20 protein-coding genes are annotated in these 14,304 nt (G+C 29.4%); 6 read left to right on the top strand and 14 right to left on the bottom strand.

Annotation, left to right across the window (positions count from 1 at the left end; translation table 11 throughout):
* Positions 1 to 92: 92 nt before the first annotated feature.
* Complete coding sequence (locus ACKU3H_RS09750; protein ID WP_320033661.1) at positions 93 to 1,610, top strand: alpha/beta fold hydrolase; 1,518 nt, start codon at positions 93 to 95, stop codon at positions 1,608 to 1,610.
* Between the two features lie 100 nt (positions 1,611 to 1,710).
* On the opposite strand, the gene ACKU3H_RS09745 is transcribed toward ACKU3H_RS09750, so the two are convergent.
* The 4 genes from ACKU3H_RS09745 to ACKU3H_RS09730 form a co-directional block, all read right to left on the bottom strand.
* Positions 1,711 to 2,154, bottom strand: coding sequence for an NINE protein (locus ACKU3H_RS09745; RefSeq protein WP_320033660.1), 444 nt, complete (start codon positions 2,152 to 2,154; stop codon positions 1,711 to 1,713).
* Positions 2,155 to 2,433: 279 nt separating this feature from the next.
* Positions 2,434 to 2,787 carry a hypothetical protein gene (locus tag ACKU3H_RS09740; RefSeq protein ID WP_320033659.1) on the bottom strand — a complete coding sequence of 118 codons (354 nt, stop codon included), beginning with the start codon at positions 2,785 to 2,787 and terminating at the stop codon, positions 2,434 to 2,436.
* 24 nt (positions 2,788 to 2,811) lie between these two features.
* A complete protein-coding gene (locus ACKU3H_RS09735; protein WP_320033658.1) occupies positions 2,812 to 3,279 on the bottom strand; it encodes a DUF2059 domain-containing protein in 468 nt (155 codons plus the stop codon).
* A 369-nt stretch (positions 3,280 to 3,648) separates the two neighbouring features.
* Complete coding sequence (locus ACKU3H_RS09730; protein ID WP_320033657.1) at positions 3,649 to 4,389, bottom strand: Bax inhibitor-1 family protein; 741 nt, start codon at positions 4,387 to 4,389, stop codon at positions 3,649 to 3,651.
* A 273-nt stretch (positions 4,390 to 4,662) separates the two neighbouring features.
* On the opposite strand from ACKU3H_RS09730, the gene ACKU3H_RS09725 reads away from it, so the two are divergent.
* Positions 4,663 to 5,070 (top strand): hypothetical protein, encoded by a 408-nt coding sequence (locus tag ACKU3H_RS09725; RefSeq protein WP_320033656.1) that lies wholly within the window; start codon positions 4,663 to 4,665, stop codon positions 5,068 to 5,070.
* Positions 5,071 to 5,192: 122 nt separating this feature from the next.
* On the top strand, positions 5,193 to 5,372 hold the full coding sequence (locus ACKU3H_RS09720) for a hypothetical protein (protein WP_320033655.1): 180 nt from the start codon (positions 5,193 to 5,195) through the stop codon (positions 5,370 to 5,372).
* 313 nt (positions 5,373 to 5,685) lie between these two features.
* On the opposite strand, the gene ACKU3H_RS09715 is transcribed toward ACKU3H_RS09720, so the two are convergent.
* Positions 5,686 to 6,057, bottom strand: a complete 372-nt coding sequence (locus ACKU3H_RS09715; protein WP_320033654.1) for a rhodanese-like domain-containing protein — start codon at positions 6,055 to 6,057, stop codon at positions 5,686 to 5,688.
* Positions 6,058 to 6,270: 213 nt separating this feature from the next.
* On the opposite strand from ACKU3H_RS09715, the gene ACKU3H_RS09710 reads away from it, so the two are divergent.
* The 3 genes from ACKU3H_RS09710 to ACKU3H_RS09700 all read left to right on the top strand — a co-directional run bounded on the left by ACKU3H_RS09710 (position 6,271) and on the right by ACKU3H_RS09700 (position 7,304).
* Positions 6,271 to 6,558, top strand: coding sequence for a colicin Z C-terminal domain-related protein (locus ACKU3H_RS09710; RefSeq protein WP_320033653.1), 288 nt, complete (start codon positions 6,271 to 6,273; stop codon positions 6,556 to 6,558).
* Complete coding sequence (locus ACKU3H_RS09705) at positions 6,558 to 6,977, top strand: hypothetical protein (protein ID WP_320033652.1); 420 nt, start codon at positions 6,558 to 6,560, stop codon at positions 6,975 to 6,977. The genes ACKU3H_RS09710 and ACKU3H_RS09705 overlap by 1 nt, the downstream gene beginning before the upstream one ends.
* A 159-nt stretch (positions 6,978 to 7,136) precedes the next feature.
* Positions 7,137 to 7,304, top strand: coding sequence for a hypothetical protein (locus tag ACKU3H_RS09700; RefSeq protein ID WP_320033651.1), 168 nt, complete (start codon positions 7,137 to 7,139; stop codon positions 7,302 to 7,304).
* Between the two features lie 90 nt (positions 7,305 to 7,394).
* On the opposite strand, the gene ACKU3H_RS09695 is transcribed toward ACKU3H_RS09700, so the two are convergent.
* The 9 genes from ACKU3H_RS09695 to rpmJ all read right to left on the bottom strand — a co-directional run bounded on the left by ACKU3H_RS09695 (position 7,395) and on the right by rpmJ (position 14,140).
* Entirely contained in the window at positions 7,395 to 8,003 is a 609-nt protein-coding gene (locus ACKU3H_RS09695) for a hypothetical protein (RefSeq protein ID WP_320033650.1), read from the bottom strand.
* Between the two features lie 239 nt (positions 8,004 to 8,242).
* A complete protein-coding gene (gene guaB / locus ACKU3H_RS09690) occupies positions 8,243 to 9,688 on the bottom strand; it encodes an IMP dehydrogenase (protein ID WP_320033649.1) in 1,446 nt (481 codons plus the stop codon).
* Between the two features lie 23 nt (positions 9,689 to 9,711).
* Entirely contained in the window at positions 9,712 to 11,070 is a 1,359-nt protein-coding gene (gene gatA, locus ACKU3H_RS09685) for an Asp-tRNA(Asn)/Glu-tRNA(Gln) amidotransferase subunit GatA (protein WP_320033648.1), read from the bottom strand.
* 165 nt (positions 11,071 to 11,235) lie between these two features.
* Positions 11,236 to 11,586, bottom strand: coding sequence for a 50S ribosomal protein L17 (gene rplQ, locus ACKU3H_RS09680; RefSeq protein WP_320033647.1), 351 nt, complete (start codon positions 11,584 to 11,586; stop codon positions 11,236 to 11,238).
* A gap of 14 nt (positions 11,587 to 11,600) precedes the next feature.
* On the bottom strand, positions 11,601 to 12,599 hold the full coding sequence (locus tag ACKU3H_RS09675; RefSeq protein ID WP_320033646.1) for a DNA-directed RNA polymerase subunit alpha: 999 nt from the start codon (positions 12,597 to 12,599) through the stop codon (positions 11,601 to 11,603).
* Positions 12,600 to 12,614: 15 nt separating this feature from the next.
* Positions 12,615 to 13,241 (bottom strand): 30S ribosomal protein S4, encoded by a 627-nt coding sequence (gene rpsD / locus ACKU3H_RS09670; protein WP_320033645.1) that lies wholly within the window; start codon positions 13,239 to 13,241, stop codon positions 12,615 to 12,617.
* A 10-nt stretch (positions 13,242 to 13,251) separates the two neighbouring features.
* The gene (rpsK, locus tag ACKU3H_RS09665; protein WP_320033644.1) at positions 13,252 to 13,644 is read right to left on the bottom strand and encodes a 30S ribosomal protein S11; all 393 of its coding nucleotides are present in this window, start codon (positions 13,642 to 13,644) and stop codon (positions 13,252 to 13,254) included.
* Between the two features lie 10 nt (positions 13,645 to 13,654).
* Complete coding sequence (gene rpsM, locus ACKU3H_RS09660; protein ID WP_320033643.1) at positions 13,655 to 14,023, bottom strand: 30S ribosomal protein S13; 369 nt, start codon at positions 14,021 to 14,023, stop codon at positions 13,655 to 13,657.
* Positions 14,024 to 14,026: 3 nt separating this feature from the next.
* Complete coding sequence (gene rpmJ / locus ACKU3H_RS09655; RefSeq protein ID WP_004509205.1) at positions 14,027 to 14,140, bottom strand: 50S ribosomal protein L36; 114 nt, start codon at positions 14,138 to 14,140, stop codon at positions 14,027 to 14,029.
* Between the last annotated feature and the right edge of the window lie 164 nt (positions 14,141 to 14,304).

The following is a 14,304-nucleotide window of genomic DNA, read 5'->3' as shown; positions in this document are numbered from 1 at the left end:
AGGGATATTATTTTAGTGCTTGTATGGTATTATTTATTCTATCAACTTATAGTGTAGATGGCTTTTTTAACTTTTTATAAAGAAGGAATTGTATGAGAACAATTATTTTTTCCCTTATTATGGGTATTTTAATCTTTTCAGGCTGTGGCAGTGATAACACTATCCCACAGATCTCAAAAAGTTATTATACTACAGAGTGTAGTAGTTTTGATATTGATAGAACTGACCTTGAATGTGGAGTGTTAGAAGTCCCAAACGACTACTTTAATCCAACATCAACTTTTTCCCTTCCAATTGTTATTAAAAGAGCAAAAAAAGAAGCTATAAAATCACCAGTTATTTATGAAGTAGGAGGTCCTACTGAAAAAGGAGCTTTAAAAGAACTCACTTTTCTAGATTGGGTATCATCTAATTTCTCTACTTTTGATGATAGAGACCTTATCTTTTATAATCGTAGAGGGGAGCAGTACTCCTCTTCCTATCTTTCTTGTTCTAGTGTAGATGAGAGTGAATTAAAAGAAAACCTAACAGAGCTTCTTGGTGAAAACAACACAATAAACTCTATCACCCAAGAGCAGTTTGAAACTTCAATTAAAAGCTCTTATATAGATGCTTTAATTGGGTGTAAAAATTTTCTACAAAGTAAAGGTCTATTTAAAAAAGATTTTACAACAAGAAATAGTGCATATGATATTGAATCTTTAAGAAAAAGTTTAGGATATGAAAAGATAAATCTACTAGGTGTATCTTATGGAAGTAGGCTCTCTTTAGAGTATTTAGAACTTTACCCTGAAAATTTAGAAAGTGTTGTGTTAGATGGTGTTTTACCAGAAAATAGTGATTTTATGCAACACTCAGTAACTCAATATAAAGAAGCTATTGAGCGTTTTTTTAAGGTGTGTGAAGAGGATAGCAAATGTAATGGAGCTTATCCAAACTTGAAAGATGAGTTTCTCTTTGTAATGGACTATTTACATAATAAACCATTTTTTTATACCTTTAATGGTAATAAATACAATATTGATGGGAGAAATCTAGCTATAAAAGTTTACGAAAACCTTTATTCGAGAAGCAATTATAGCACTATTCCATATATGATTCATAGGATCTATAATGAACTTATATATGATAACTACACCTTTTTAGAGTCTCTTACCACAACCTACACAGAAGAAGGTGATGAAGATCTTATATTTAACTTTATTCACTACCAAGATTATCCTATTAATCTCAATACTCTTTTAGCTAAAAAAGATACTTTAGGAGAATTTACAAACTCTTACAGCATTTATGACATTATGACACATAATGGGATTTATGAGGTATATGGAGGGGGAAGATTTGTACAGTATCCTTATAAAAATAACGTTCCAGTACTTATAATAACAGGTACACTAGATCCCGTAACTCCATACTTTTATGCAGAAAACATTGATGCAAGACTTCAAAACTCAACAAACATTGTTTTAAAAAACTATGGTCATGGAAACTTCACTTCAAACTGTGGGAAGTTGTCACTTGAAAGATTTTGGGAAAGCAAAAGTGAATTTACTCCACCCGATTGTGTAAATGATAAAAATCCTATTGATTTTTTTGTTGAAGAAGAATAAGAATATATTGAATAACGAAGAGGTAAAGTTTAAAAATGAGAATTTATCTTCTAGGATAAATAAAAAGAAAAAAAGTTAGCTATTTAAAATAGCTAACTTTTTAGAACCAACATTTTTTATTATCAATATAAATTTTTTCGAAATCTTCTTCTGATTTAATTAAATATAATATTGCTTCAATAAATGCAATCATTCCAATAAAAATACTTGGGATTCCTAATAAAATAAAACCAAATAAGAAAACTAAAAGCATTATAATACCAGCAGTATTACAACCTAAATAAAATTTATGAATACCAAATCCACCTAAAAATAATGCCAATAATGCTGCTGCAAGTTTGCTTTTTTCTCCACTAGCTATTGCTTTTTCTAAATAAATAGAAACTGCGCTGTTTTCATTCATATCAAAATCTACAGTTTGACCAACTGCAGGTGCTTTTTCATTTTTCCATTCTGAAATAACAAAATCATATCGAGTTCCATTATCACCAGAAATAATACCTTTACCCTCTTGTAAGCTAAAGTCTAATATTTTTCCTTTCACTTATAGTCTCCTTATATTTTAATATTAATATATTATTATTTTTATTATTAATAAATACTTATATTACTTATTAATAATTATAGAAAATATTATATAATAGTGTTCAATAATATATATTTGAGTTTAATTTTTGCTATTTTTTAAGTATATTTTCTCAATAAAATATTAGTATTTAGAAAATTCTATATTATATTTTTTGAAGGATCATCTAAATAAAAAAGAAAATGCAATTTTTCTACTCAAAAATTTTGAAGTGGAATTTTTGTTTTATACTAATTACTATTTATAAAACCAGGAAGAAGCTTCTGATTGAAAAAGACGGAAGATAGCAAAAACTTCTATAGGTAACACAACAATTGAAACAATCATATCTAACTTTGGCATATCAGTACCAACACCACCAAGCATTAAAAGAATACTACTTACAATTAATATTGTATAAATCCATCTCGTAGGATTACTACCTTTAGCTAATTTGTAAGGGAAAATACAAAATAGAGCACATAAAAGTATATAAATAATAAACTTTTCAACAGATAATTCTCCCAGCAATCTATTAATAAGTGCAGAAATTACTGATAATCCTATTGTAACCCAAATTGCAATAATAGCTTGATTTACTCCAGATGGCATAGATTATCCTTCATTATATTAAGTTTATTGCTTACTCAATTTTTGAAGTCGTTCTGACTCTGCCTTTATCATCGCCTGTAATTCCTCAATATTTTCCTGCACACGGGATGCCCCAATCTGAGCTCCTTGTGTCATTAGTGAAGGCATTAATTCGATGGTCCTTTTTCCGGTTTTAGTTGCGTAAAATTCGTTGATTTCATGAAGCTCTTTTGCAGAGAAAGCTTCAGAATAAATTTTTAAAAATTCAGGTTTTAACGACTCCCAGCTCATATGTTTATTAAAAAACTTAATTATTACAGGCTTATACGGAGCTAAAGCTGGAGTTTGCTGTAATTGAAGATCTATCATCTGAGACATTGACAGATTCATTACCTTTTCCATGCCTATTGTACTTAATAATTTTTCGGCTTCCCTATCTGCCTCTACGTCTGCAATACTGTATTGTGCTATTAAAAGTGATAAACAAATAACACCTGATTTTAATACTTTCATAATTGATCCTTAATTTGATTTGAAATATAACTACTTAAAAAATAATAATATATTATATATATTTGTTACTTAATTATTTATATAACTAGATAATTACATAAAGTATCCTTAAATTTGCCATTTAATAAAAACTAATTGTAAATATAATATTATGATTTTATTTTTACTTTTAATTATAATTAAAATATATATTTTATCTATATATCTGTAATAACAATACTTTATGTGTATTAATTAGAAAAAATATAAAAGATGACTGATACTTTTTTATTCTCATTGATATGGAATAGTATTATATAAATAGGAGGTATGTCATTACCTGTTTATTCTATGCATAAATATTCTTTTTTAGGAATTTGTTGTAATACATTAGTTTGACTCAGATAAAATTTCTAACAAATCTAAGAATAGATTTATTATGTCTAAATAAATATTTACTGATATATTAATTGCTGTTGACCAACTTTCATCTCCTGATTTACTTTGAAGGTAATTGAAGTCATATAATAAATAGAATGTAAAAACTACTGCGCCAAGATATGCTCTAATCAATGAAAAAAGCTTTGAACGTATAAAGAAAGTATTAATTAATCCCATTATAATGAGAATAATCAAACTTATAAATAGAAAGCCACCTAAAAAACTAAAATCAATATCAGTGAGAAAAACTATAGAAGCTGTTGCAACGACAGCTAAAGCAGTTCCCATCACCGCTTGAAAAATCACATTTTGCCATTCTTTGTGATAAGCATCTTTATCAAAAGACTTTTCAAATTCTTCCATTTGTTTATCTGTGGCACTTTCACCTTTTTTTAAAACAATTCCATTGCTTTTTAAATACATTCGTAGTTTATATCTCATTCCAAAACGTTCAATTGCAGGTCCAATTAGCCAACCAATCACTAAAGAAAAAGCAGCAACTAAAATAAGATTTAAAGGGTAGTCATTTGAGAAGCCTAAAATTAGAAATAATAATAAAAAAGAAATAATAAATGTTGACCACATTTCAAATGAAGTTTCAAAGAATCGATTAATTTTTGCTGTCAATGCTGTAAGGAAAAGCATTCCTCCTACAATTAAAAATGTTTTTGCAAATAATATATTTACCATCGTTTTCCTTATAACGGTTAAGTTGAGAAATAGTTGTGTCAGTAGGACTAACTATCTCTTCAAGATTTTATCAGTATTTTATTACCACCCACAATACATAACTATCTAGCATCAAAAATAGTGTCTGGCACTTTTTTGATAATTTTTGTTCTAAATCATATTTACATTGAAAAATTCTCATGTTATTTTAAGTAGATATTTAAAAAAATTATATTTATAATATCAAAAGATAACTTTTAATATTATAAATATATTAATAAAGGTTGAATACTAATGAAAAATCTAATTCTATTAATTCTAACTATATTTATTTTTAATGCATGTTCAACAACTAATAAAAAAATTTCATTTAAAAACAACTTTTTTATATATGAAAAAACAATAAGCTTAACAAAAAATGATATAAAAAGTATTTCATACAAAAAGGCATTAATTGACCCCAAGAATGAAAACTTATACAATGTAGTTATTGTTTTTAATAAATTAGGCTATGCTAAATTACATGATTTATTTAAACAATCAGAAGGTAAAAGTTTTGGTTTAATAGTTAATAATAATGTAATTCAATTTGGCACTAAAATATTAGAAAACTTTTTTAAAGAAGAAAAAGAATTGATTTTACAATATAAAAAAGAAGATGCAATCCTTCTACTCAAAAGTTTTGGAGTGGATTTTGAATAAATTTAAAAGTGGAGTTTCTAGCTCTGGGGTGTTACTTGCAATTTTAAATATTGGCTTATAAATATATAACACAAGATTTACATATATTTTTACTATGATGTCATAAATAAAAAAGGAAATCAATGTTTGAACTAGTAGCATTACTATCTTTTGTTTGTTCTGGAATCATTATTTATTTTATTCAAAAAAAAAGAGCTGAGAATAAAAGAGTTAAAAATCAATTTACACCAACACGTCAGAAAGATATAAAAAAAGCAATGAAAAAAGCAATGAAAAAAGCTAGAAATGAAAGTAAAACCTGATAAGCTTTTATAAAGTTGTTAAATTAAAAAGTAGAAACTTAAGCCCTGGGATAGAAATTCTACTTTTTTATTGAAAAAAGTAAAACAAAAAGCAACCCACAGAGTTTCGAAGGCAGAAGCTTCCCTCGCTTTTTATTTATTATTTCTGTTTTGTAAAACTCACATAAAAATATGCTCCCAGCACATTTCTTATGCTCAAACAGTTACAAAACTTTTCCGAAACAATAAATAAACACTCGGCTTCTCAAATGTGGGAGAGTGGGATAATGACCTTTACATTTTTTTGTACCATTTATTTTAGTTGGTGAGATACTCAATGATTATTATAAAAATGGAGATTCAACCTCAGGGGTATTATTTCTGTACCAGCGTTATGAACATTGTCAAAACTATTAGACAATAAAAGTCGTCTGGCTAAACCACTTCTACTTCCACTAGCACAACAAAGAATTATAGGTTTACTATTGTCCAACTCATTTGTTCTATTTTTTAGGGATTCTAAAGGGATATTTACACTTCCCTCTTTATTAGCTAAATTAAACTCCTCTTTTGTTCGAACATCAATAATCTGAGCACCCTCTTCTAAAAGAGATGGTACAAGTTTTAAGACTTTGTATTGAGTATATTTTTTGTAAGCTATGAAAGCTATTAGAGCAATCATTGGATAGATTAGAGTTTCATTCATAAATTATTTTTCCTAATTAGTTTTTGTGAAAAGAATTATATCTATTTGAGTTTAATTTCTACTCTTATTAAAGTATGTATTGTCAATATGTATGTTGAGATTAAGAAAATCATACATCTTATCTACTAATAAATACTATAAAAAATTATTTCTAATTACATTAAAAGATAATTTATAATATTATAAAGCTTAACTTTATAAAAAGGTAGTAAAATGACTATATTTAAAGCATATGCACCACCTCTTGGCATAGGTTGGGGAAAATGGATTAAAATTTATACACATACTGGAAGAATTGGATTTAAAGTTTCATTTTCATCAGAATCGAAAGCTAAATCTACATTTGATATTGAAATATTAGAAGGTGGAAAAAGTATGCCCAAAAAACTTGTAGGTCCAACAAGTACGACTTTTATGTCTAAAGATTGTTTTTGTAGTACCAAAGTCCGTTTTAAAAGTCATACACTAGGACAAAATATATTAATAAAGGTTGAATACTAATGAAATATCTAATACTATTAATTCTAACTATATTTACTTTTAATGCATGTTCAACAACTAATGAGAAAATTTCTTATAAAAACAATTTTTTTATATATGAAAAAACAACAAGTCTAACAAAAAATGATATAAAAAGTATTAGATACAAAAAAGCATTAATTGACCCTAAAAATCAAAATCTATACAATATAATTATTGTTTTTAATAAATCAGGATATGCAAAATTACATGAGCTATTTAAACAATCACAAGATAAAAGTTTTGGTTTAAAGGTTAATAATAATGTAATTCAATTTGGCACTAAAATATTAGAAAATTTTTTTGAAGAAGCATCTAAAGAAGAAAAAGAATTAATTTTACAATATAAAAAAGAAGATGCAATACTTCTACTCAAAAGTTTTGGAGTGAATTTTAAATAGATTTAAAAGTGGAGATTCTAGCTTTGGAGTGTAATTTTTAATTATTTTTTGTGAAAAGAATTATATCTATTTGAGTTTAATTTCTACATTTATTTAAAATATATAACATAAGATTTACATATATTTTTACTATGATATTATAAACAAAAAAGGAAATCAATGTTTGAAGTAGTAGCATTACTATCTTTTGTCTGTTCTGGAGTTATTATTTATTTTATTCAAAAAAAAAGAGCAGAGAATAAAAGAGCAGAAAATCAATTTACACCAACACGTCAAAAAGATATAAAAAAAGCAAAGAAAAAAGCTAGAGATGAAAGTAAAAACTGATAACCTTTTATAAAGTTGTTAAATTAAAAAGTGGAGATTCAACCTCTGGGGTATAATTGTAATTGTAGGGTATAATTGTAATTGAAAAAGTTAAAGTACTTTATAGGATTTTGATGGTTGTTTCTTCCAATCTGCGTCTGGACTTGTATCTGTTGGCTCTTTTTTTTCTTTATAAATATACTTGATCTTTTCTGTAGTAAAACCAAAATAAGAACTTTCACCTTCTATTGTAATTTGATCTCCATATTTTAACCTATTTAAATGTTCTTCAGGTATTCCACATATTCTTCCATTAACAAAAGAGTAACCTTGTAATTCAATCCCATTTTGACATCTTCTAAGAGATATTTTATCTTTTACTTTTACTACTTTTATACTTTTTTCAGATGTAAGTATATGAAAGAAAAGCATTAGTGATTGTTCAAAAAAAAGTTTTACAAAAAAAGGCACTATAAAAGGTGAAGCAATTACTAAAATAAATAGTTTGATTGATTTGACTGTATCATTCCATTCATTTCTTAATTCTTTGATGAAAAAAAACATAACATAAATAGTAATAATTCCAGCTAGAATGTCAGTCCAACAATAAATAAAGATATCTTCATTGACAATGATAGGTTTATTAGTAGACCAGACCATTATAACGAATGAAAAAAGAAAAAATAATATGAATAAACTTTTTTTACTTTTTACTGTCACAAACAACCTTTATAATATTAAAAATTATATTGCAAAAAACTTTAATTTAAAATTATTCAGATAAGAACTTATAAAAAAATTAAATATAAAGTGATGTTATAAATATTAGATTTTAGTTTTAATCAAGGCGAAGTGAAAATTTTAAGCGGAGCGTACACGTAAGTACGTGAGCATTAAAATTTTCACTTCAACGCAGAGTAAAGCAAAAAGATGATGTTTAGAACATCACTTTTCATTTTTTAGATGTGGTAGTTAGGCGCTTCATTAGTAATCGTTACATCATGAACATGAGACTCTTTAAGCCCTGCACTTGTAATCTCTACAAACTCTGCTCTTTGTTGGAATACTGGAATTGATTCACTTCCTACATATCCCATAGAACTTCTAAGTCCACCTATAAATTGGTGAATGATATCTCCGATAGCTCCTCTATATGGAACCATACCTTCGATTCCTTCTGGAACTAGTTTATCAGCTGCTGTTCCTTCTTGGAAATATCTGTCTGTACTTCCTTTTGTCATAGCTCCAATTGAACCCATACCTCTGTATGTTTTAAATTTTCTACCATGTGAAAGGATAACCTCACCTGGAGATTCTTCTGTACCAGCTAAGGCACTTCCCATCATAACTGCACTTGCTCCAACTGCTAATGCTTTTGCAACATCACCTGAGTATTTGATACCACCATCAGCGATAACAGGTACACCATGTTTTGCACCTTCTGCAGCACACTCATCGATTGCAGAGATTTGAGGTACACCTACACCTGCAACAATTCTTGTTGTACAGATTGAACCAGGTCCAATCCCAACTTTAACTGCGTCTGCACCAGAAGCAATTAAATCTGCTGTTGCTTCAGCTGTTGCTACATTTCCTGCAATAACATCTACATCAAGTTCTGCTTTGATTAGTTTTACTGTATCTAAGATACCTTTTGAGTGTCCGTGAGCTGAGTCAAGAACTAAAACATCAACACCAACTTCTACAAGTGCTTTTGCTCTGTCTAATTGACCAACACCAATTGCAGCTCCAACTCTTAATCTACCAAATTGATCTTTGTTTGCGTTTGGATATTCTCTTTTTTTATTAATATCTTTAATTGTAATAAGTCCAACTAATTTATTATTTTTATCAACAATTGGCAATTTCTCAAATTTATTTTGGTGCATAATATCAGCAGCTTCATCTAAAGTAGTTCCCTCTTTACCAGTTACAAGTGGCATAGGAGTCATTTTGTCTTGAACTAATTGAGAATAATCTTTCGTAAATCTCATATCTCTGTTTGTAAGAATACCAAGTAGATTGTTATCATCATCAACTACAGGTACACCTGAGATTTTGTATGATGCCATAATATCTTCAGCATCTTGTAGTGTTTGAGTCTTTTTGATTGTAACTGGGTCAATAATCATCCCAGATTCACTTTTCTTAACTTTTTTACATTGAAGTGCTTGAGACTCAATATCCATATTTTTATGAATAATACCAATCCCTCCAAGTCTTGCCATTGCAATTGCAGCTCTGTATTCTGTAACAGTATCCATAGCAGCAGATACAAATGGAACATTAAGTGTAATATTTTTTGTTAATTTTGTTTCTAAACATACCTCTTTTGGTAAAACTTCTGATTTTGCAGGAACTAATAAAACATCTTCAAATGTTAATGCTCTTTTTCTAATTCTCATAATATGCCTTTTGTAAATTTTTATTATTTATAATTAACAGCTTTTTCTAACGCTAAAGCACCATCAAATAACGTTTGCTCGTCATAAGCTCTTCCTATCATTTGTAAACCTATTGGCATACCATCACTATTTCTATCAACAGGTAGTGATATTGCTGGAAGTCCAGCTAGATTTACTGATATTGTGTAAATATCACTTAAATACATCTCTAATGAAGTTTTAAAACTTCCAAACTCAGGTGCAGTTGTTGGTGCAACTGGAGAAAGAATTAAATCTGCATCTTTAAAAATCTCTTCATACTCATCTTTGATTAAGTGTCTTACTTTTTGAGCTTTAATATAATAAGCATCATAATATCCAGAACTTAAAACAAAAGAACCTAACATGATTCTTTTTTGTACTTCATCTCCAAAACCTTGTGATTTTGTTTGAACATACATATCTTTAAGTCCACCCTCACCTTTTCTATTTCCATATCTTACACCATCGAATCTTGAAAGATTTGCACTTGCCTCTGCAGTTGCTACTATATAATAAGAAGAAAGAATCTTATCAGTATCTAACATACTTTTATGAACAATCTCATGTCCTGCATCTTCTAAAGCTTTAATTGCTTTTCCAAAACCTTGTTTAATCTCATCACTTGCTTGTTCAACAAAGTTATCAATTACAGCGATTTTAAGTTTTTTATCGCTATTTAAGTTACTTGCTACAGGAGTATAATCTACGTTTGCAGAAGTTGAGTCCATAGGGTCATGTCCAGAAATAATATCATATAAAATTGCTGCATCTTCTACATTTTGAGTTATAGGTCCTACTTGGTCTAAAGATGAAGAGTAAGCTGTTACTCCATATCTAGAAACCCTTCCATATGTTGGTTTCATACCAACACATCCGCAATATGCTGCTGGTTGTCTAACTGAACCACCAGTATCTGTTCCAAGTGCTGCAATTGCAATACCACCAGCTACTGCCGCTGCACTACCACCTGAACTTCCACCAGCTGTTTTATTAGGATTATTTGGATTTAAAGTTTTACCATAGCAAGAAGTATCAGTACTACTTCCCATTGCAAACTCATCCATATTTGCTCTACCAAAAGGACTAAGTCCCGCATCTCTTAAATTTTTAATAACTGTTGCGTCATAAGGACTAACATAACCTTGAAGTATATTACTACAACAAGTAATATTCCAATCTTTAACATTGATAATATCTTTAATAGCTATTGGAATACCTTCACCTGAAGTTGAAACTTCACTATTAGTTAGTTGTTCTACATAAGCACCGATGTTACTCTGCTTGATTTTAGAGTTTAAATCTTCTCTTAAATTTTTAACTTCTTCACTACTTAAACTTAGTGCTTCTTTTAGAGTTATCAAATCTGTCTCCTAGGATTAACGAATAGTATATTGCGCGCTATTATATAAAAAAATTGATTAAATCTGGGTAAAGTGATATTTGAAATATTTTGAATAGTTTTTAAGTATAAAAAAAGGGAGATGAAACATGTTCATCTCCCTTTTTGGATCTATTTGTTATCTTGATTAAACAAAAGAAATAAATGCCATAGGTGTAGCATCACCTCTTCTAATTCTTGTCTTAACAATTGAAGTGTATCCACCATTTCTTTCTAAGTACTTTGGTGCAATTTCATTGATAATTTTTTTAGTAGCTTCTTTATCTTGTAATAATGCGAAAACAGCTCTGTGAGTGTTAAAATCTGCATTTCTAGATGTAGTTACTAATCTTTCAATGTATCTTTGTAATTCTTTTGCTTTTGGTACAGTTGTTTCAATCTTCTCTCTTTCGATTAAAGCGATTGCTAAGTTCTTTAGTAACGCTTTTCTATGAGAAGAAGTTCTGTTTAATCTTCTATATCCGTGCTTATGTCTCATGTCAAACCCTTAAATTATGCTTTAAGTTGCTCAAGCTTTCTTCTTAAAGCTGATGCAACATTTTCAGGAAGTGTATTCTCAATTGGGAAACCTAAATAATCTAATTTCTCAGCGATTTCATCAAATGATTTTTTTCCTAAATTCTTAATATTTTTAACTTCTACTTCACTCATAAGTACTAATTCACCTAGGAATTTAAGTCCAGCTCTATCTAAAGAGTTGAAACTTCTAGCACTTAAATTTAAATCATCAATTTTTACAATTAAATCTTTTAATTCAACTGGTTCTTCACCAGCATCATTAACTGTAACTTCAGATAAATCAAATACTTTGTTAAATACTGACATTTGAGAGTACATAACTGATACTGCTTCTTTAAAAGCAGCAACTGGAGTAATTTGTCCATTTGTTTGTACTGTAAATACAGCTTTTTCAAAGTTAGGATTATCTTCAACTAACATTTTTTCAATATCATATACTACTTTTTTTACTGGTGTAAAGAAAGCATCTAATGGAATATAATCAGAACTTACCATATCTCTGATATCCTCAGAAGGCATATAACCAATACCTCTTTGGATAATTACAGAGAATGTTAAGTTACAGTCAGAGTTAATTGTTGCTAAATGTACATCTGGAGAAACTACTTCAACATCAGAGTTTACTAAGTCTTCACCTTTTATCTCTTTTGGACCATCAAAAGAGTATTCAACAACAACTTGCTCTTCATCACCATTAATTTTAAACTTTATATTCTTAAGATTAATTATAAAAATAGCTATATCTTCAAGCATTCCTCTTAATGAGTCAAACTCATGAGAAGCACCTTCAATTTTTACAGCAATTGGAGCGTATCCAACTGACGAACTTAATAAAAGTCTTCTAAGAGGGTGTGCTAAAGTTATTGCAAAACCACTTTCAAATGGATATGCTGATATTTTAGCTTCATTATCACTGATAGCCTCTATCTCAACCTCTGTTGGTAAAAACGGTGTGTCTGCAAATTTTTTCATAGCCTACCTTGCTTATTATTTAGAATATAACTCTACGATTAATCTTTCTTCAACAGGAATAACAACTTCTTCTCTAGTTGGGATTCTTGTAAAAATTCCGAATACTTTATCTTTATCTACGTCAACCCAATCAACAAGACCAGTTTGGTTTGTAAGTTCTAATGATCTTACAACTTGTGGGTTAGTTTTAGATTTTTCTTTAATTTCAATTTTTTGTCCAGGTTTTACAACGAAAGATGGAATATCCACTTTTTTACCGTCTACTAAAACGTGTCCGTGAGTTGTAAATTGTCTAGCGTTTGCTCTAGTTGTAGCAAATCCCATTCTATATACAACGTTATCTAATCTTTGCTCGATTAATGTAATAAGGTTTGCCCCTGTATTACCATCTCTTCTTGCTGCTTCTTTGAAGTATTTTCTGAATTGTTTTTCAGAAACACCATACATGAATTTAGCTTTTTGTTTTTCTCTTAATTGTAAACCATACTCAGAGATTTTACCTCTTCTTTGTCCGTGTTGTCCTGGAGCAAATGGTCTTTTTTCTAATGCAGATTTTCCGTTAAGTCTTCTCTCACCTTTTAATCCAAGGTCTGCATCCAATCTTCTTTCAATCTTTTCTCTTGGTCCTCTATATCTAGCCATTAACTACTCCTTACACTCTTCTTCTTTTAGGAGGTCTACAACCATTGTGTGGTAATGGTGTAACATCTTTAAACCATTTTACTGTAATACCTTCCATTGCTCCAACAGATTTAACTGCTGTATCTCTACCTGAACCTGGTCCTTGGATTTTGATACCAACATTTTTAATACCATGTTCCATTGCTTTAGTCATTGCATCTTCAACTGCTTGTTGAGCTGCAAAAGGAGTAGATTTTTTAGAACCTTTGAATCCTAAGTTTCCTGCACTTGACCATGCGATAGCGTTACCCGCTGCATCAGTTACAGTTACCATTGTGTTGTTGAATGTTGCTGCAATATGAACGATACCGTCAGCAATGTTCTTTTTTACTATTTTTTTTCTAGTTACTTTTCTTTTTGCCATTCGTTATCCCTTACTTAGCTGCTGCACCAACAGTTTTCTTTTTACCTTTTCTTGTTCTAGCATTAGTTTTAGTCTTTTGCCCTCTACAAGGTAAACCTTTTCTGTGTCTTAAACCTCTGTATGAACCTAAGTCCATTAAAGATTTGATGTCCATAGCAACTTTTTTTCTAAGATCACCCTCAACCATATAGTTTTTTTGGATCTCTTGTCTAATTGCTGCTGCTTCATCTTCTGTTAGTTCGTGTGCTCTTTTGTTGTAATCAATTCCAACAGCATCTAAGATTAATCTTGAATTATGTAAACCAATTCCATAGATGTATGTTAAAGCATACTCCATTCTTTTTTTGTTTGGTAAATCAACACCTGCAATTCTTGCCATCGATTATCCTTGTCTCTGTTTATGTTTTTTGTTTTCGCAGATTACTCTTACGATACCTCTTCTTTTGATAACTTTACATTTATCACACATTTTCTTTACTGAAGCTCTAACTTTCATCAGTCTGTCCTTTTTGTGTATATTACCACTTCCAACAGGGAAAAACTGCTCAATGAAAAACAAAAGTCTTTGTTTATAAATCAACAGAGCAAACAAAGACAACTAGACATCTGCATGGTCATTTTTGTTTTTCTGGTTCTTCCCAACCCTTTATAAAACACAAA

The sequence above is a fragment of the Halarcobacter sp. genome, from assembly GCF_963675975.1.
In the GTDB taxonomy this organism is placed as follows: Bacteria; Campylobacterota; Campylobacteria; order Campylobacterales; family Arcobacteraceae; genus Halarcobacter.
Note: the sequence above shows the minus strand (reverse complement) of the source record. Positions and strands in the feature narration are given on the sequence as shown.